General features: G+C 36.1%; 19 protein-coding genes and 1 pseudogene. 18 read left to right on the top strand and 2 right to left on the bottom strand.

Annotated elements, in window-relative coordinates; genetic code table 11:
• Positions 1–24 precede the first annotated feature (24 nt).
• The 6 genes and pseudogenes from thrS to ACVWNY_RS08070 all read left to right on the top strand — a co-directional run.
• The gene (gene thrS / locus ACVWNY_RS08095) at positions 25–1,962 is read left to right on the top strand and encodes a threonine--tRNA ligase (RefSeq protein ID WP_454071216.1); all 1,938 of its coding nucleotides are present in this window, start codon (positions 25–27) and stop codon (positions 1,960–1,962) included.
• A 339-nt stretch (positions 1,963–2,301) separates the two neighbouring features.
• A complete protein-coding gene (locus ACVWNY_RS08090) occupies positions 2,302–4,458 on the top strand; it encodes a peptidoglycan D,D-transpeptidase FtsI family protein (RefSeq protein WP_218324987.1) in 2,157 nt (718 codons plus the stop codon).
• Between the two features lie 25 nt (positions 4,459–4,483).
• Positions 4,484–4,960, top strand: a complete 477-nt coding sequence (locus ACVWNY_RS08085) for a glutathione peroxidase (RefSeq protein ID WP_218324988.1) — start codon at positions 4,484–4,486, stop codon at positions 4,958–4,960.
• Between the two features lie 120 nt (positions 4,961–5,080).
• Complete coding sequence (gene rpmG, locus ACVWNY_RS08080; RefSeq protein WP_010759508.1) at positions 5,081–5,230, top strand: 50S ribosomal protein L33; 150 nt, start codon at positions 5,081–5,083, stop codon at positions 5,228–5,230.
• A gap of 186 nt (positions 5,231–5,416) precedes the next feature.
• Positions 5,417–5,821: a hypothetical protein gene (locus tag ACVWNY_RS08075; protein ID WP_454071215.1), complete on the top strand. Its 405-nt coding sequence runs from the start codon at positions 5,417–5,419 to the stop codon at positions 5,819–5,821.
• Positions 5,818–6,573, top strand: a pseudogene (locus tag ACVWNY_RS08070) (DUF6681 family protein); the annotation flags it as partial. The gene ACVWNY_RS08075 and the pseudogene ACVWNY_RS08070, both read left to right, overlap by 4 nt.
• 187 nt (positions 6,574–6,760) lie before the next feature.
• Here the strand turns inward: ACVWNY_RS08070 and ACVWNY_RS08065 are convergent.
• On the bottom strand, positions 6,761–7,696 hold the full coding sequence (locus tag ACVWNY_RS08065; protein WP_218324990.1) for an ABC transporter substrate-binding protein: 936 nt from the start codon (positions 7,694–7,696) through the stop codon (positions 6,761–6,763).
• 161 nt (positions 7,697–7,857) lie between these two features.
• On the opposite strand from ACVWNY_RS08065, the gene ACVWNY_RS08060 reads away from it, so the two are divergent.
• The 9 genes from ACVWNY_RS08060 (at position 7,858) to ACVWNY_RS08020 (ending at position 13,938) form a co-directional block, all read left to right on the top strand.
• Positions 7,858–8,646 carry an ABC transporter ATP-binding protein gene (locus ACVWNY_RS08060; protein WP_218324991.1) on the top strand — a complete coding sequence of 263 codons (789 nt, stop codon included), beginning with the start codon at positions 7,858–7,860 and terminating at the stop codon, positions 8,644–8,646.
• Positions 8,647–8,649: 3 nt separating this feature from the next.
• On the top strand, positions 8,650–9,630 hold the full coding sequence (locus ACVWNY_RS08055; RefSeq protein WP_281419005.1) for a FecCD family ABC transporter permease: 981 nt from the start codon (positions 8,650–8,652) through the stop codon (positions 9,628–9,630).
• Entirely contained in the window at positions 9,627–10,610 is a 984-nt protein-coding gene (locus ACVWNY_RS08050; RefSeq protein WP_218324992.1) for a FecCD family ABC transporter permease, read from the top strand. Before ACVWNY_RS08055 ends, ACVWNY_RS08050 begins: the two co-directional genes overlap by 4 nt.
• 54 nt (positions 10,611–10,664) lie before the next feature.
• Entirely contained in the window at positions 10,665–11,210 is a 546-nt protein-coding gene (locus ACVWNY_RS08045; protein ID WP_218324993.1) for a 5-formyltetrahydrofolate cyclo-ligase, read from the top strand.
• 8 nt (positions 11,211–11,218) lie between these two features.
• A complete protein-coding gene (locus ACVWNY_RS08040) occupies positions 11,219–11,881 on the top strand; it encodes a rhomboid family intramembrane serine protease (RefSeq protein WP_218324994.1) in 663 nt (220 codons plus the stop codon).
• A 64-nt stretch (positions 11,882–11,945) separates the two neighbouring features.
• The gene (locus tag ACVWNY_RS08035; protein ID WP_218324995.1) at positions 11,946–12,161 is read left to right on the top strand and encodes a YqgQ family protein; all 216 of its coding nucleotides are present in this window, start codon (positions 11,946–11,948) and stop codon (positions 12,159–12,161) included.
• A complete protein-coding gene (locus ACVWNY_RS08030) occupies positions 12,154–13,107 on the top strand; it encodes an ROK family glucokinase (RefSeq protein ID WP_218324996.1) in 954 nt (317 codons plus the stop codon). The genes ACVWNY_RS08035 and ACVWNY_RS08030 overlap by 8 nt, the downstream gene beginning before the upstream one ends.
• Before the next feature lie 18 nt (positions 13,108–13,125).
• A complete protein-coding gene (locus ACVWNY_RS08025; protein WP_454071214.1) occupies positions 13,126–13,527 on the top strand; it encodes a rhodanese-like domain-containing protein in 402 nt (133 codons plus the stop codon).
• A gap of 60 nt (positions 13,528–13,587) precedes the next feature.
• A complete protein-coding gene (locus ACVWNY_RS08020) occupies positions 13,588–13,938 on the top strand; it encodes a DUF488 domain-containing protein (protein ID WP_218324998.1) in 351 nt (116 codons plus the stop codon).
• A gap of 42 nt (positions 13,939–13,980) precedes the next feature.
• Here ACVWNY_RS08020 and ACVWNY_RS08015 read toward each other — a convergent pair whose 3' ends face one another.
• On the bottom strand, positions 13,981–14,148 hold the full coding sequence (locus ACVWNY_RS08015) for a DUF3042 family protein (RefSeq protein WP_218324999.1): 168 nt from the start codon (positions 14,146–14,148) through the stop codon (positions 13,981–13,983).
• 142 nt (positions 14,149–14,290) lie between these two features.
• Between ACVWNY_RS08015 and galE the strand changes: the two genes are divergently transcribed.
• The 3 genes from galE to ACVWNY_RS08000 are packed head-to-tail and all read left to right on the top strand — an operon-like array spanning position 14,291 to position 17,771.
• The gene (gene galE / locus ACVWNY_RS08010) at positions 14,291–15,283 is read left to right on the top strand and encodes a UDP-glucose 4-epimerase GalE (protein ID WP_218325000.1); all 993 of its coding nucleotides are present in this window, start codon (positions 14,291–14,293) and stop codon (positions 15,281–15,283) included.
• Positions 15,284–15,297: 14 nt separating this feature from the next.
• Positions 15,298–16,779, top strand: a complete 1,482-nt coding sequence (gene galT, locus ACVWNY_RS08005) for a UDP-glucose--hexose-1-phosphate uridylyltransferase (protein ID WP_218325001.1) — start codon at positions 15,298–15,300, stop codon at positions 16,777–16,779.
• A gap of 11 nt (positions 16,780–16,790) precedes the next feature.
• Positions 16,791–17,771: a LacI family DNA-binding transcriptional regulator gene (locus ACVWNY_RS08000; RefSeq protein ID WP_218325002.1), complete on the top strand. Its 981-nt coding sequence runs from the start codon at positions 16,791–16,793 to the stop codon at positions 17,769–17,771.
• Positions 17,772–17,882 lie beyond the last annotated feature (111 nt).

Raw genomic sequence — 17,882 nt, 5'->3', positions numbered from 1 at the left:
CAAATATTAAGGAGGAATTTTTTAATGACAGTTAAGATTTCATTTCCAGATGGATCAGTCAATGAATTCAAGGATGGGATTACCGGCTTAGAGATTGCAGATAGTATTTCTAAATCATTAGCAAAAAAAGCATTAGCAATTGTAGTAAATGATCAATTAGAGGACTTAAATCGACCAATCGATCAAGATGCATCAATTAAATTAATTACTGATCAAGATGAAGAAGCGTTAGATTTATTACGTCACTCTTCAGCGCATTTAATGGCTCAAGCTATGCGCCGTCTGTATCCAAATATTCATTTTGGTGTCGGACCGTTTATCGATACCGGTTTTTATTATGATACCGACAATGGTGAAGTTCAGGTTTCTGAAGAAGATTTCCCAGCAATCGAAAAAGAAATGGCAAAAATTGTCAAAGAAAACTTACCAATTGAACGCAAAGTAATGAGCCGTCAAGAGGCGCTAGATTTCTTTAGCTATGACCCTTATAAAGTTGAATTAATCAATGATTTACCAGAAGACGATGTAATTACTGCTTATACTCAAGGAGAATTTACAGACTTATGTCGTGGACCGCATGTACCATCAACTGGTAAAATCAAAGTCTTTAAATTATTATCAGTCGCAGGTGCATATTGGCGCGGAAATTCTGATAATAAAATGATGCAACGGGTTTACGGTACAGCTTTCTTCAATAAAGCAGACTTAGAGCATTTCTTAAAAATGCGAGAAGAAGCTAAAGAACGTGATCACCGTAAATTAGGGAAAGAATTGGATTTATTTATGGTTTCACCAGAAGTTGGTTCAGGGTTACCATTCTGGTTACCAAAAGGTGCAACAATCCGTCGTACCATCGAACGTTACATTGTAGATAAAGAAATCTCAATGGGCTATGAACATGTATACACGCCTGTTTTAGCCGATACAGAATTGTATAAAACTTCTGGACACTGGGATCATTATAAAGAAGACATGTTCCCAATTATGGATATGGGAGACGGCGAAAGTCTTGTCTTGCGTCCAATGAACTGTCCACATCACATGATGATTTATAAAAATCACGTGCATTCTTATCGTGAATTACCAATTCGTTTAGCCGAATTAGGAATGGATCACCGCTACGAAAAATCTGGTGCATTATCAGGTTTGCAAAGGGTACGTGAAATGACGATGAATGATGCCCACATCTTTGTTCGTCCAGATCAAATTAAAGATGAATTCCGCCATACTTTAGATTTAGTTTTAGCAGTATATGAAGATTTCGGTTTTGAAGATTATCGTTTCCGCTTAAGCTATCGTGATCCATCAAATACAGAAAAATATTTTGATGATGATGAAATGTGGGAAACTTCTCAACGTCTGTTAAAAGAAGTAATGGATGAATCAGGATTCCCTTATTTTGAAGCAGATGGTGAAGCAGCTTTCTATGGTCCTAAATTGGATGTGCAAGTACAAACAGCTTTGGGTACAGAAGAAACATTATCAACGATTCAATTTGACTTCTTATTACCAGAACGATTTGAATTGGAATATGTTGGTGAAGACGGAAAGAACCATCGTCCAGTCGTTGTCCACCGTTCAGTTGTTTCAACGATGGAACGCTTTACAGCTTACTTGATTGAACAATACAAAGGCGCTTTCCCAACTTGGTTGGCTCCAGAACAAGTGGTAATTATCCCAGTCTCTCCTGAACATCATGGTGAATATGCCTATGAAGTTAAAGATCGCTTGGTACGTGAAGGTGTGCGTGTGGAAGTCGATGAAAGAAATGAGAAAATGGGCTACAAGATTCGTCAAGCACAAACGCAAAAAATTCCTTACATTTTAGTTGTTGGGGATAAAGAAGTAGAAAGTGCTAGTGTGAATGTCCGTCGCTATGGTCAAGAAGAACAAGAAGTTCAAGCATTAAATCTTTTTGTTGAAGCGATTAATGCAGATATTAAAAACTTTAGCCGTGGCTAAAGTGAACCAAGGTACTCTTTGATAAATGAAGAGTACCTTTTTTTTGTGGAAATCTTTTTTAGAAGACTTTATTTCAATGGATTTTAAAGATAGTGACTTTTCCACAAAAAAAAACAGTAAAAAATGTTTCACGCTCAACAATAATTTTATCTGGTAAAAAAACTGATATTTCGGTTTTGGTAAAAAAACGATTGCCTTTTTTAAAATGAATGTGAAACATTTGTGAATATTATAAGACCTAAAGATTAAACTTATAAAAAGATAAGCAGACTAATCCTTTTTAAAAAATCAAATTTCAGCTACAATATGAAAGTAATGTAAACTGGAAGGAATGTACATATGAAGTTATCAAATCTACTAAAAAAAATTTTTAGTCCTTTTATAAAATTAACCCGAAAATTGGCTGATGCCGAACGTAAACATCGAGGGAAATCAAAGACGAGCCATGTACCATTTCGGTTAAACTTTTTGTTTTTTGTTATTTTCACATTGTTTGCTATTTTAGTTGGACGCTTGGCTTATTTGCAAATTGATCAAAAAGAAGCTTTAACCAAAGAATTAGATGCATCAACCTCGGTCACGGTAACTGGCAGTACGCCGCGAGGAATGATTTATGATGCTGAAGGAAATGCTTTAGTAAGCAATCAATCCAATGCTGCTATTATCTATACTCGTGGAAACAACACCGAAGCTGCCGATATTTATCAATTAGCGAATCGCTTAAATGAATTAATTGATATGCCAGTTAATGAAGACTTAACAAGTCGAGATAAAAAAGATTACTATTTAGCAGATCCCGAGCATTTAGAAGAGGCGCAAAACAATTTAACCAACCGACAAAAAGTTCAAAGTACTTCTGACCAATACAGCGAGATGGTTAAGAATGTGACTGATGAACAAATTGATTTTAATGAAGAAGAATTAAAAGCAGCGACAATCTTTACAAATATGAATGCAGCGACTGCCTTGAATACGGTTTTTGTGAAAAATGAAGGAGTTACTGACGAAGAATTAGCTGTTATTTCTGAGAATGCTTCAAGCTTAAACGGTGTCTCAACCGGTTGGGATTGGTCTCGTTCTTACAGTAGTAATTTAGATAGTTCGCTAAGAAGCATTTTGGGAACTGTTTCCACTGAAAAGGAAGGTTTACCCGCTGATGAAGTGGATGAGTATTTGAAAAAAGGTTATTCTCTAAATGATCGAGTTGGACAAAGCTATCTTGAGAAAGAATATGAAAGTGAACTTCAAGGAAAGAAAAGTAAAACTAAAGTAAATTTAGATAAACAAGGCAACGTTAAGTCTACTGAAGAAATTAATTCAGGTAGCAAAGGAAATAATTTGAAATTAACAATTAATAGCACTTTTCAACAAAAAGTAGAAGAAATTGTTGAGCGGAATTATCAAACGTTGATTAGTAATGGCGATGCACAATATTCACCGGGAGTTTATGTGGTTGTGACCGATCCAAACAATGGCGATATATTATCAATGGTTGGCTATTCTCATAAAGCTGGAAGCAGTGATTTAGATGAATATGCTTTAGGAACAGTCAACGACTTTTTTGAACCAGGCTCTGTGGTAAAAGGGGCAACCGTAACTGCTGGTTATGAACAAGGTGTCATTACTGGAAATGATACTTTAATCGATGAACCAATTAAGCTTGCAGGTACGGCGATCAAAGGCTCCATTTACAATCGGACATCAATTGGTAATCAAATCTCCACAAACACAGTCAAAGCTTTAGAATGGTCATCAAATGCCTATATGATGAAACTGGTGTTGAGAATGTTAGGTGTTGAATATTCCTACAATATGACCTTGCCGCAAATAGCTAGTACTAAAGCTGCTTACGATAAATTAAGGAATTCATTTGCCGAATATGGTTTAGGTGTTAAAACTGGGATTGATTTACCAAGTGAAGACACTGGGATTGTGAGACAAAACTTTGGCGAAAGCACTGGACCTGGTGGAGGTAACTTGCTTGACCTTTCTTTCGGTCAGTATGATACTTATAGTGCGTTGCAATTGGCGCAATATGCAGCAACTGTCGCGAATGGTGGCACACGGATTTCTCCTCACTTGGTTTCAGGAATTTATGACAATTCAAGTGACGGTGGTTTAGGTGATTTGGAAAAAGAAATTACTGGAGAAGCATTGAATAATGTCAATATTTCTGCTGAGCAAATGGCAATAATTCGTCAAGGATTTTACCAAGTGGTTCACGGCAGCGATCCGAATACAACAGGAACCTCATTGCGAACAGCGGCGTTAGATATGTCAGCTAAAACTGGGACAGCAGAAACTTCAGTTACGGTAAATGGTGAAGTGATCAATACAATTAATAGCAATTTAGTTGCTTATGCACCATCAGATAATCCGACGGTTTCTTTAAGTGTTGTTATTCCACAACTTACATCGTCTCACGATTCAACAGCCCAAACAATTGGAAGAGAAATTATTGATGCTTATGCCGCACAATTTGGCGCAACACAATAAGTGAATCCCCTAAGGAGGAAAAACAATGTCAGTTTATGATTTTCAAGTAAAAGAAGTCGACGGTAGTCAAAAAAGTTTGGCTGATTACGAGGGCAAGGTTTTATTGATTGTTAATACAGCAACTGGTTGTGGTTTTACACCACAATATGAGGGTCTGCAAAAACTTTATGATACTTATCAAAAATCAGGTTTTGAAGTATTGGATTTTCCTTGTAACCAATTTGGTCATCAAGCGCCAGGTTCGAATGAAGAAATTGTTGAATTTTGTCAATTGAATTATAATACCACTTTTGAAACCTTTGCTAAAATTGATGTGAACGGTGAAAATCAATCACCGCTTTATAAATACATGAAGGAAACGCAAGGTGGTTTACTTAACAATGCAATCAAATGGAATTTCACTAAGTTTCTAGTAGATCGTCAAGGAAATGTAGTAAAACGCTATAGTTCACAAACAGAGCCGGAAAAAATTGCGTTAGATATTGAAAAATTGTTGGCTTAAACGTCAAGTAGAATTACTTAACAAATTTTCTCAAAACACTAGTCAAGCAACAAAAAAAATGCTATGATGTCATAGTCTGAGAGATATCTTAGTAAATTTTGTTGTGAGGGAGGGAAAATCATGCGCGTAAACATCACTTTAGAATGTACTTCTTGTAAAGAACGTAACTACTTAACAAATAAAAACAAACGTAACAATCCTGACCGTTTGGAAAAGAAAAAATATTGCCCACGTGAACGCAAAGTTACTTTGCACCGTGAAGTAAAATAATTTTTTAAAAGTCGAGCTGGGATTCTCAATTATTGAGGATTTCAGCTTTTTTGTGTTAAATAATTTCAAAGACTCATGAATAGTTCTTGGTATCATCAATATTTTTTGCTAAACTTTTAACAAATGATTTTTAAAATCAAACTAAAAAATTTCTATTGCGACAAATGAATAGAGAGGAATGATCACGTGCGTAATGTCCCACCAATTTTAAAACCAATCGCTTTATTGACGTTATCAACTTTAATTGCTACAGCAACAGGAGTTGTCAATAGTTCCAGTTATCGCAGTAATTCTGGAAATAGTTCAACGGAAACAACTAGTCAAAGCAATAGTTCTGTGACAAGTGAATCTCAAAGTAGTATTTCAACTGATAGTTCAACTAGCTCACAAGATTCTTCTGGCAGTTCTTCTAGTTCCCTATCAACAGAAGATAGCAATAATTATAATAATTATGATTCGAGTAGCTCGCAAACCAATGATGATGGTTATGGTTCGTCTAGCAGTTCATCTATCCAACAAGATGACACAACTCCTTCATCATCGGCGACAAATGAAAATGCTGTGACACCGGAAGCAGGTGGCAACGAATGACCTTTCTCTTAGATATCATTAATGGAATCAATAAGTTTTTAGGTTATTTGGATATCAGTCCTAAATATTTAAATCGAGGCTATACGATTTTGAGTATTATACCTACTGTCTACATTTTACGGATTATTTATGGCTTGTGGAGTAATGGCCGCTATGTTCAATTTTTCTTGTATGCCTTAGTATTTTTAATCTTTGTTTACTTCTTTGTCTTGAATTTCTTTTATTATTTTCTTAATAAAAACCTCAAGTTTGATATCACGCAACTTTTTGTTAAAGTTTTGCCAGATGATGCCTTTAATATTCAAAGTGAAGAAAAGAAACGAACAACGGCTAAAATGTTTAAAAATGCCAAAGAAGTTTCAGTTGACTACCATGATGATTATCAACTAACCTTAGCTGCTAATATTCAGACAATGATTGTTTCTGGAGAAATAAAAACCAATGATTTAGCTAAACGGGAAGGCTTCTTGATTGATGAAAATACGCTGTATCCATATTACTATGTAAAGAAATTAAGTGAGTCAGAATACTCTTTGCAGATTGGTCAAAATTATCAAAGTCTATCTGAAATTGGTCGTATTCATCAAGAAGAACCTCTGGCAACCGTTGGGTTATTCATTGTTGGTGGTGATTTTTCTAAAGGAGGAATTACTTACCACGAACCTTATCGTTTGAAACTGATGGCAAAAGACGAAAATAAATTAGAAGAAAAAAGTGGTGCTACTCGCAGTGGTCGCCGCAGTCGCCATGAAGCGGACACGAATTCAATTGAGAATAGCTCAAATGAAGAGACGGATTTTTCATCAACTTCTTCTACAGAAAATAATTTCCGGCGTAGTCGGCGTCAGAAATAAATGCCGAGGGCCGTCCTTGGTACAGATAGTCATTTAAAAGGGTCCAAACTCATTTTTTTGAGCTTGGACCCTTTTTTTAAAATATTTATTTTAAAGCATTAGTGACATCTTTAGCCATTTCAGTGTAGGCAATCGGGCCATTATATAACCAGCTACTTTCAGCTCCGTAGCTAAATAATTGATTATTTTGCACTGCTGGAATATTTTTCCATAAATCATCATTAAACATTTCAGCACCTTCATCACTATTAACCAAGAATAAATAATCTGCATCTAATTGGGATAAGCTTTCTAAAGAAACTTGCGTCCAATCGGAAGTTGCTTCAGTACTGATGTCTTTGGTTAATTCTGGAACTTCAAAGCCTAGGTCACCATATAATAGACGACCGCTTGAACGATTTTCTGCCACCATAAAAGCAGAATTGTTAGTCACCCAGATAACTGCTGCAGATTTTCCTTCGATTTTATTGGCTAAGTCATTTTTAGTTGTCTCAATTAAATCTTTGTAGTCAGCCTCGACTTCTTTGGCTTTGTCTTCTTTGTTTAGAACCTTAGCAATATCATTTAATTGATCTTCCCAAGTGACATTATCACCATTGGTTACAACATAAGTCGGCGCAATTTTATTATATTGTTTGTATTTTCCATTTTCGACTGTTGCATTAGAACCGATGAGTAGTAAATCAGGATTAAAGCTTAAAACATCTTCATAGGGTAAATCATAATTTATTTTTGGTACATCTTTTAACTGATCTTGTAAATAAGCTTGATCTGAATCATTACCGACAGTCCATTGGGCTACGGGTGTTTCATCTAAAGCAACAAGATAATCTTCTAAATATGAAGCGATGATCCGTTTGGGTTTATCTGGGACCTCGACTTTATGATCCATTGAATCAGTTAATTCTCTAGTGTCACCAGCCTTAGAACTATCTGTTGTATCATTATTATTTTGACCGCAAGCAGCCAGTGTAAATAGTGTAACTAAAGAAATCGTAGCGAAAGTTATTTTCTTAAACATTTTTGCACTCCTCGTGATTTAATTGAGAATCTTTCTCATCTATTATTATCACTGAAAGAGATTTGTCTGTCAATTGGATTTTTTATCAAAATTTTGATTGACGATACACTTTTTTAACGCCATAATTGAGAATGGTTATCACAGAAACGAGGAAAATTTTTATGACCAAATTACATACAGCTGATTTAGTGGTTGGCTACGAAAAAAAAATAGTCATCAAGGATGTCACGATTGAAATTCCTGATGGGAAAATCACTAGTTTAATTGGCCCTAATGGTAGTGGGAAAACTACACTGTTGAAAGCAATGGCTAGAATCCTAATCCCAAAAAGTGGCACAGTATTTGTTGATGGAGAAGATGTTCAGCGACAAGATTCTAAACAGGTTGCACAAAAAATTGCTTCGTTATCTCAAAATAGTCAAGCAGTCAATGGTTTAAAGGTGGCAGAAATTGTTGCATATGGTCGCTTTCCTTATCAAAAAGGTTTTTCTAGCTTGAAACAAATGGATCATGAATTAATTCGTTGGGCACTAGATGCTTGTAACATTACCCACTTAAAGGATCGCCCAATTGCCTCTTTGTCAGGTGGTCAGCAGCAGCGGGTCTGGATTGCGATGGCACTTGCACAAGATACCGATATTTTAATTTTAGATGAACCGATTACATTTTTAGATCCTGCCCATCAGTTGGAAATTTTAGAGTTGTTGGAAACTATTAATCAGCAAGGAAAAACTATTTTAATGACTATCCACGATTTGAACCATGCTTCACGTTTTTCAGACCATATTTTAGGTATGAAAGAAGGCATTTTAACATTTCAAGGAACGCCGAAAGAAATATTTACACCAGAAAATTTAGCACAACTATTTGATATTCAAGCAACAATTATTGAATCGACAGAAAATCGTAAACCAATTGTTGTTTCTTATAATTTAAAGAAGGAGGCCTAGCGGTTGAAAAGACGAATCTTTTTTTCTAGCGTGCTGGTGCTTTTAGTAGTTGCGATGATTATTTCTTTACGTTTTGGTGCTGTTACAACAAAATGGACTGATATTTATCCCGCACTCTTTAATTTTGATGGACAACAGCAAAATCAACAACTGATCAGAATGTTACGTTTGCCTAGAATGTTAGGAGCTGCAATTGTTGGAGCGAGTTTTGCTGCCTCAGGTGCTTTGATGCAAGGTATTACTTCTAATCCTTTAGCCGACTCAGGATTATTGGGAATAAACTCAGGCGCTGGTCTGGGATTGGCAATTATTTTCATGCTTAATCCCATTCCTTCGCCAATGTATGCGATTATCGGTTCATTCCTGGGTGCCTTGGTAGCAATTTTAATAATTTATTTTGCTTCTAGCAGACCTTCAATTGGCATGTCACCTATTCGAATTGTTTTGTTAGGGGCTGCAATAAGTGCCTTCTTTACTTCTTTAAGCCAAAGTATTAGTTTGGTTTTTAATTTGAATCAAGACATCACTTTCTGGTTAGTTGGTGGCACAGGGAATATTACTTGGGACCAAATAAAAATTATCTCACCAATCATTATTATTGGTTTAGTCGGAACTATATTAATCAGTCCGCAAATTACCCTGCTCAGTATGGGGGATGAGGCAGCAATTGCTTTAGGACGTCAGCCTCAAAGAATTCGAAAATGGACAATGTTTTTGGTTTTATTATTAGCCGGAGGAGCGGTCTCTTTAGCAGGTACGATCGCCTTTGTCGGATTAATTGTGCCACACATTGTGAGATATTTTGTTGGTTATGATTATCGGACAGTCTTACCTGCATCAATTTTATTTGGTGCTTTATTCTTTATTGTTGCAGATTGTGGTGCGCGTTTTGTTGCACCACCGACGGAAACGCCTGTCGGTGTAATTATAACTATTATTGGAGTCCCATTTTTATTGTTGCAGATTAGGAAGGGGAGTCTATGAAAAAGAAAGTTATTTGGATCCTCCTGCTTATCCTATTGTTAGTAGGTGCCTATTTCAGCTTAACAATCGGGACATTACCGATTAGTAGTAAAGACTTGTATCAATTTTTTTCTGGAAATGCCAGTTATGCGCAACAATTAATTATTCTGGATTTTAGATTTCCACGATTGCTGATTTCTATTTTAGCAGGTATTGGATTGAGCATTTCAGGCTATTTATTTCAAAGTGTAACGCATAATGAACTAGCGGATCCTGGAATTTTAGGGATTAACTCTGGTGCTGGATTAACAGTCCTGATTTACTTAAGTTTTTTTTCTAGCAGTGACACCAGTTGGGGATTGCCATTGATAGCTTGTTTAGGAAGTTTTGTTGCCGCTGCTTTAATTTATTTTTTTGGACGTCAGGCTCATCGTTTAGCACCTAATCGTATTTTGATAGCGGGAGTAGCTGTTAACGCAGGAATTTCGGCTTTAACATTAATTAGCACAGTGAGAGCGTCCAGTAATAGTTATCAATTGGTTACTTCTTGGTTGTCGGGAACAATCTGGGGGACTACTTGGCAACATGTTTTCTTACTATTACCTTGGCTGCTGATTTTATTACCAATTATATTAATAAAAGGGCGTCAGTTGGAGGTCTTAGAATTAGGTGACGAGACAGCGATTGGTTTAGGTATTAAATTAAAAAGAACTCAAATGACTTTTTTATTTTGCGGAGTTTGTCTTGCTGCGGTTAGTGTCGCAATGGCTGGTAGTATTAGCTTTATTGGATTAATTGCACCGCATATTGCCCGAACGATTTCTGGTAAAAAAAATAATACAACTTTACTTTTGACTGGCTTTATCGGAGCCGTATTATTACTTTTTAGTGATATTATTGCCCGAGTAATAGTAACCAATGGCGAACTATCAACTGGAATTATCGTTTCAATCATTGGCGCACCTTATTTTGTATTTCAATTACTACGACCAAAATATTAAGAGGAAGACCTCTTTTTATTTTGGTTCTTTTTTGGTAGTATCGAAGGATAGGAGATGAGCCCGATTAATAAGAAAGAAAAACGTAATCAAATGATCCAAACTCTAAAAGAAATTAGTCTATCTGAGAAAGGTAGACGTGCACAGGCTATCTATCAGGAGCTTTTTGCTAGTCAAACTTGGCAAGCAGCAAGATCAATTGGTGTCATTATTTCAAGCGAGATTGAGTTTCCGACGGCGCCAATCATAAATGAAGCTTTTTTAACTCAAAAAAAAGTTGCTGTACCTAAATCTATGCCTGGAAGAAGACTAGTCTTTCATTGGATTAATCAAAATACAGCTTTTTACACTTCAAAATTTGGTGTCCAAGAACCAGATACAGAAAACGAAGCTATCAAAGAGCAAATCGATTTATTGATTGTTCCAGGATTGGTTTTTAGTCATCAAGGAAAACGAATTGGATTTGGTGGTGGTTTTTATGATCGTTATTTGGTGGATTATCAAGGAGAAACGGTCAGTCTGCTCTATCGAGAACAGCTTTCTGATGACTGGCAAGCAGCAGAGTATGATATACCCGTTAAGCAACTATTTATTGCAGAATAGGAGAATTTATGAAGAATAAACCTTATGTTACTTATACCATTTTTGGAATTACAACAGCAGTTTTTTTGATTCAATTTTTAATTCCATATGATTCAGTTGAAAGATTGCTTGGTATGTCCAGCTTATCAATCGCTTACGGTCACCAATATTGGCGCTTCATTACCCCAATCTTTATTCATTTTGGATTGATGCATTTTGCCTTTAATATGGTTGTTTTATATTTTATGGGTCAGCAATGTGAAGCAATTTTTGGTCACTGGCGGTTTGCCATTGTCTATCTTTTATCAGGAATTACTGGTAGTGTAGCTGGCTTTGCTTTTAACCAACCCAATGTTTTGTCAGGCGGAGCCTCTGGCGCAATCTTTGGGATTTTTGGTGGTTTTCTAATGATTGGTCTGCATTATCGTGATAATTACGCGATGCGGGCTTTAACCAGACAATTCACCATCTTTATTTTGTTAAATTTAGTATTCAATCTTTTTGACACGTCGATTGATATTTGGGGTCATATTGGTGGGCTTGTTGGTGGTGGGTTACTTGGAGCAATCGTGGGTATTCCAGGAGCGAAAGATCGCTTTTCTGTCCGAACTCGGGTAGTTAGCGCTATACTTTTAATCTTTTTTACCGTTATTTGTATTTTAATCGGTTTAAGAAAAGTTGGATTAGCATAAAAAATTAACTTTTGTGCTTGTTTAACAATTGGCTTATTTGTATAATATTTAGGATGTGAAAAATGTGGAGAGCCTCTACGATGTGCAGCAATTATTAAAACAATTTGGCATCTATGTCTATTTAGGCAAAAGAATTTATGATATTGAACTGATGCAAATAGAACTGAAAAATTTATACGACGGTCACTTGATTGATCGAGATACTTATTTAAACGGCTGGCGAATTTTAAAACGTGAGCATCACATTGAAGAAAGTTTGGAAGGTGAAGACCGTGAGTAAAAAATTATTAGGAATTGATTTAGGTGGTACAACGATTAAATTTGCTATCTTAAGTGAGAATGGTGATGTCCAACAAAAATGGAGTGTTGAAACCAATATTTTAGATGAAGGGACGCATATTGTTCCAGATATTATTGCTTCAATTAATCATCATTTGGATTTATTTAATATGAAAGCCGCAGATTTTATTGGTATTGGCATGGGGACACCCGGTAGTGTTAATATTGTCAATGGAACAGTTATTGGTGCCTATAATTTGAATTGGACAACATTGCAACAAGTCAAAAAACAAGTTGAAGCAGGAACTAAGATTCCTTTTAAATTGGATAATGATGCTAATGTTGCTGCACTAGGAGAGCGCTGGCGTGGTGCTGGTGAAAATGATCCAGATGTTGTTTTCGTGACTTTAGGAACAGGTGTTGGCGGCGGAATTATTATGAATGGTCAATTACTTCATGGCGTTGCAGGAGCTGCTGGTGAAATCGGTCATATTACTGTTGATCCTGGTGGTTATATGTGTACTTGTGGAAAACGTGGTTGCCTTGAAACTGTAGCCAGTGCAACTGGTGTTGTGCGCGTAGCTCGTTCAATGGCGGAAGCATATGCCGGCTCGGCTGAATTAAAATCACGCTTGGATAATGGTGAAGATATCACTAGTAAAGATGTCTTTGAGTTGGCACAAGCTGGTGATGATTTGGCTTTAATGGTTGTAGATAAGGTATGTTACTTTTTAGGCTTGGCTTGTGGCAATTTGGGCAACACTTTAAATCCATCTTCAATTGTCATCGGTGGTGGTGTATCAGCTGCAGGAGAATTTTTAAGAAGTCGTGTGGAAACTTATTTTGAAGAATTCACTTTTCCACAAGTTCGTGAAAGTACCAAAATTAAATTAGCCGTTTTAGGTAACGAAGCTGGAGTCATTGGTGCTGCTTCGTTAGTGAAATAGAAGAGGAGATTTTAAGAGATGTCAATTTGGTGGGTAATTAATATTGTTTTATTTTCAATTTTAGCAGTTATGCTGCTTTCAAGCTTACGAGTGCGTCTAATGACGCGTCATTCGGCAACTATTTTAACACAAGAAGAATTTCAAGAAGGGATGCGTAAAGCCCAAGTAATTGATGTAAGGGAACGTGATGAATTTAAAGCGAAACATATTTTAGGTGCACGGAGTTTTCCTTATACCCAATTAAAAGAAATTTATGTATCTTTGAGAAAAGATCAACCTATTTATATTTATGATCAAAGTCGCGCTTTAAGTGCTCGAACAGCTAACTTTTTACGAAAAAAAGGTTATACGAATCTGTTTATCTTAAAAGGTGGACTAGAAGAATGGACAGGTAAAATAAAAGAAAAAAAATTGGATTAAATTTGAAGTCTGTGGAAATTATTGATTTTTCATGGGCTTTTTTGTAAAGAAGGCATTGGAATGATAAAAATTAAAAGAATCTATCAAGAGGCTGAAAAAAATGACGGATATCGAGTATTAGTAGATCGAATCTGGCCTAGAGGAATTTCTAAAGAACGGGCGCAATTAGATTTGTGGCTGAAGCAAGTGGCCCCATCGACTGAGCTTAGGAAGTGGTTCAATCATGATGAAACTAAATTTTCTGAGTTTAAAACGCGCTATTTAGCTGAACTTGCTGAAGGAGAAGCAGCAAGTGCTTTGATGCAATTAAAAGAAATTGTAGCAACTCAAGATACAGTTACTTTATTGTATGGTGCCAAAGATCAAGTAGATAATCAAGCAGTTGTCTTAAAAGAAGTTCTAGAAAAATAAGAGTGTCGGCAGGAATCGTTCTTTCTGCCGACACTCTATTTTTTAACGAGAAACCCGTTTTCTTTGTGCTTTACGTCGATTTTCTTCAATCTTCGCTTCTTTTTCTTCGATTGGATCAATGACTGTTTTTTTAACACCCATTACAAAGCCTGCAACAACTGCTGCAGTAGTTAGGGTCCCTGTTACAAAGCCTGTGAAAAATTTTCCCATAAAATCATCCCCTTTTCTATATTTCTATTATGAAGGAAAAAGGAAAAAATGAAAAGTTTTATGAATAAAACACTTGTAAATATTTAGTAAACAAAATATAATTTGTTTACTAAATATTTTTCTCTTAGAAAGGAGATTCCTTATGTCAATTCTAGTTTTAGGTGGCGCAGGCTATATCGGTTCTCATACAGTCGACAAATTAATTCAAAAAAATTATCAAGTAGTGGTGGTGGATAATTTATTAACTGGGCACCGTGATGCAGTTCATCCTGATGCAACATTTTATTTGGGAGATTGTCGTGATAAGAAATTTTTGGAACATGTTTTTGAAAAAGAAGCCATTGAGGGTGTTGTTCATTTTGCCGCTAGCTCCTTGGTGGGAGAGTCCGTTGAAAATCCCTTGAAGTATTTCAATAATAATGTTGGTGGGATGGAAATTTTATTAGAAGTGATGGAAGAATTTAAAGTAAAAAATATTGTTTTTTCTTCAACTGCTGCAACTTATGGAGAACCTACCGTTTCTCCAATTACAGAAGACGTACCGACAAACCCGAAAAATCCATATGGGGAAAGCAAATTAATGATGGAAAAAATGATGAAGTGGTGTGACAATGCCTATGGGATGCGTTATGTAGCCTTACGTTACTTTAATGTGGCAGGTGCAAAAGAAGATGCTAGCATCGGTGAAGACCACACACCGGAAACACATTTAGTTCCGATTATTTTACAGGTTGCTTTAGGCCAACGAGATCATTTAACCATTTTTGGCGATGATTATGATACGCCAGACGGGACTTGTATTCGCGACTATGTCCATGTAGAAGATTTAGCAGATGCGCATATTTTGGCTTTAAAATATTTACAAGCAGGAAATACCAGCAATTTCTTCAATTTAGGTTCAAATAATGGCTACTCTGTAAAAGAAATGCTGGATGCTGCACGCTTAGTGACGGGCAAAGAAATTAAAGCTTTAGTAGGCCCACGTAGAGCCGGTGATCCAAGTCGTTTAGTTGCTTCTAGTGACAAAGTTAAAGAAACTTTAGATTGGAATCCAAAATATACAGATATTAAAAAAATTATTGAAACTGCTTGGAATTGGCATGTTAGTCATCCAAATGGTTATGGAGATAAATAAGCGGAGGAATAGACATGTCAATCAGTCAAGTTGTGACAGATTTTATTAGTTTAGCCATTCAATCTGGTGGTTGGATGGACTTGGATCGAATTTATTTAGAAAATAAATTATTGGCTTTAATCGGTGAAGATGTATTAACAGAAAGAAAAGTTCGGGTGGTTACTGAGAACAGCCTTGATTTGCTGGAAAAATTATTAGCTCAAGCACTTGAGAACCAATTGATAGCTGATATCCCGGCAGAACGAGATATTTTAGAAGCTCAAATCATGGACTTGCTAACGCCACCACCATCAGTGGTAAATGCTTATTTTGCCCAATACTACTCAAAAGATCCAAAAATTGCGACTGACTATTTTTATCAATTAAGTCGTGACAATAATTATATTAAGACTCGGGAAATTGCTCAAAATATTATTTTTCCTACTGAAACAGACTACGGTACCATAGAAATCACCATTAATTTGTCGAAACCAGAAAAAGATCCAAAACAAATTGCTGCTGAAAGAAATGCAGTCAAAGTCGATTATCCAAAATGTTTATTATGTATGGAAAATGAAGGATATAAAGGTCGTCTAAATTATCCTGCTCGAACAAATCACCGGATTATTCGAATGAATTTAGATGGAGAGTCTTGGGGCTTACAATATTCTCCATATGCTTATTATGATGAGCATTGCATTATTTTGTCGGAAGAACATCGTCCGATGAAAATTAACCAAGCAACCTTTACACGACTGTTGAAAATTGTTGAAGTCTTGCCTCACTATATGGTGGGCTCTAATGCTGATTTACCAATTGTCGGAGGCTCGATTTTATCTCATGACCATTATCAAGGGGGGCGTCATACTTTTCCGATGGCGGTTGCTGAGATCGAACATGCTTTTAATTTAACAGGATTTCCTGAAGTAAATGCAGGGATCGTTAAATGGCCAATGTCTGTAATTCGATTAATCAGTAAAAATTCTCAAGATTTAAGTCTAGCAGCAGATTATGTTTTAAAACAATGGCAAAAATATACGGATTCCACGGTGGAAGTTGTTGCTGAAACAGCTGATGGCGTTCAACATCATACCATCACACCGATTGCGCGAAAGGTCGATGAGGTCTTTCAAATTGATTTAGTCTTACGGGATAATAATGTTTCAGAACAATATCCTGACGGGATTTTTCATCCTCATCCTGATGTTCAGCATATTAAAAAAGAAAATATTGGTTTGATCGAAGTAATGGGTCTAGCTATCTTACCACCTCGTTTGAAACCCGAATTAGCTGAGGTTGAAAAGTATTTATTAGATCAACCCAATAAAATCTCTGAATATCATATTGCCTGGGCAGATAACCTGAAGCAAGAAAAAGAAATCACCACAGAAAATGTAGAAAAAGTTGTTCAAGAGGCAGTTGGTCAGGTTTTTGCACGTGTCTTAGAAGACGCAGGTGTCTTTAAGCGGAATGAAAAAGGGCAAAATGCTTTTAAAAAATTTACTGATTCTTTGTAGGGGGAGAAAATATGGCAACAATTCGTGATATTGCCAAACAAGCCGGTGTTTCACCAGCCACAGTCTCTCGTGTATTAAATTATGATGCGACCTTATCTGTCGGTGAGCAAACAAAAGCTAAAATTTTTGCCACGGCAGAGGAATTGAACTATACCAAACACAAACGCCCAAGTAAAAAAGAAGCGACCGTCATTCGTTTGCTCCAATGGTATGACAGTCAAGAAGAATTGGCAGATTTATACTATTATTCGATTCGAATGGGGATTGAGAAAAAAGCAGAAGAGCTGAATATCCAGTTATTGAGAGAGTCTTTTGAACAGTTATCAGAAACAGTTGTAAATGGAACCATTGCAGTGGGAAAATTTGATACAGAGCAGATTCAAAAATTAAAAAAACTGGATGACCATTTGTTGCTCGTTGATTTTGATGGGACTGCAGCAAATGTTGATTCTATTATTGTTGATTTTGAAGCAAGTATTGGAAAACTACTGGCCTTCTTCCAAGAAAAATCATTTAAACATGTGGCTATTTTAAGTGGCAAGGAATATACAAAAGGTAGCCAGCAAGAAATTCCCGATCCCCGATTGAAGTTTTTTAAAGCTTCAAGTACTCAGCAAAATTTATTAGCTGATTATATCGTTGCTGATCATTTTTCCGTTGAGGCAGGAAAAAAAGCCATCAAACTATTTTTAAAGGAAAAAAGAGCTATTCCTGAAGTGTTTTTTTGTGCTAGTGACGCATTAGCGATTGGTGCGATGCAAGCGTTAAAGAAAAAAGGTTATCTCATTCCAAAAAACGTTTCAATTGTTGGTTTTAATGACATCAGTGTGGCGCAATATTTATCACCACCGTTAACAACGATTAAGGTTGAAACTGATTGGATGGGCGAATTAGCAGTAACAACTATGTTAGAAAATATTAAAGAGCCGCCACCAGTTTCTCGTAAAATTATGTTAAGTACAAAATTAATAATAAGAGATTCAGTCAGCTAATCTTTAAAAGCAAAGTAGTTCAGTCTGCTTTGCTTTTTTGGTGAAACACAGAGGCTATAACCAAAAACTATTTTATGTTAAACTATCGTTATCTTAAAAAAGCGAGGAAAG

Source organism: Enterococcus sp. JNUCC 77 (assembly GCF_054819945.1).
Note: the sequence above shows the minus strand (reverse complement) of the source record. Positions and strands in the feature narration are given on the sequence as shown.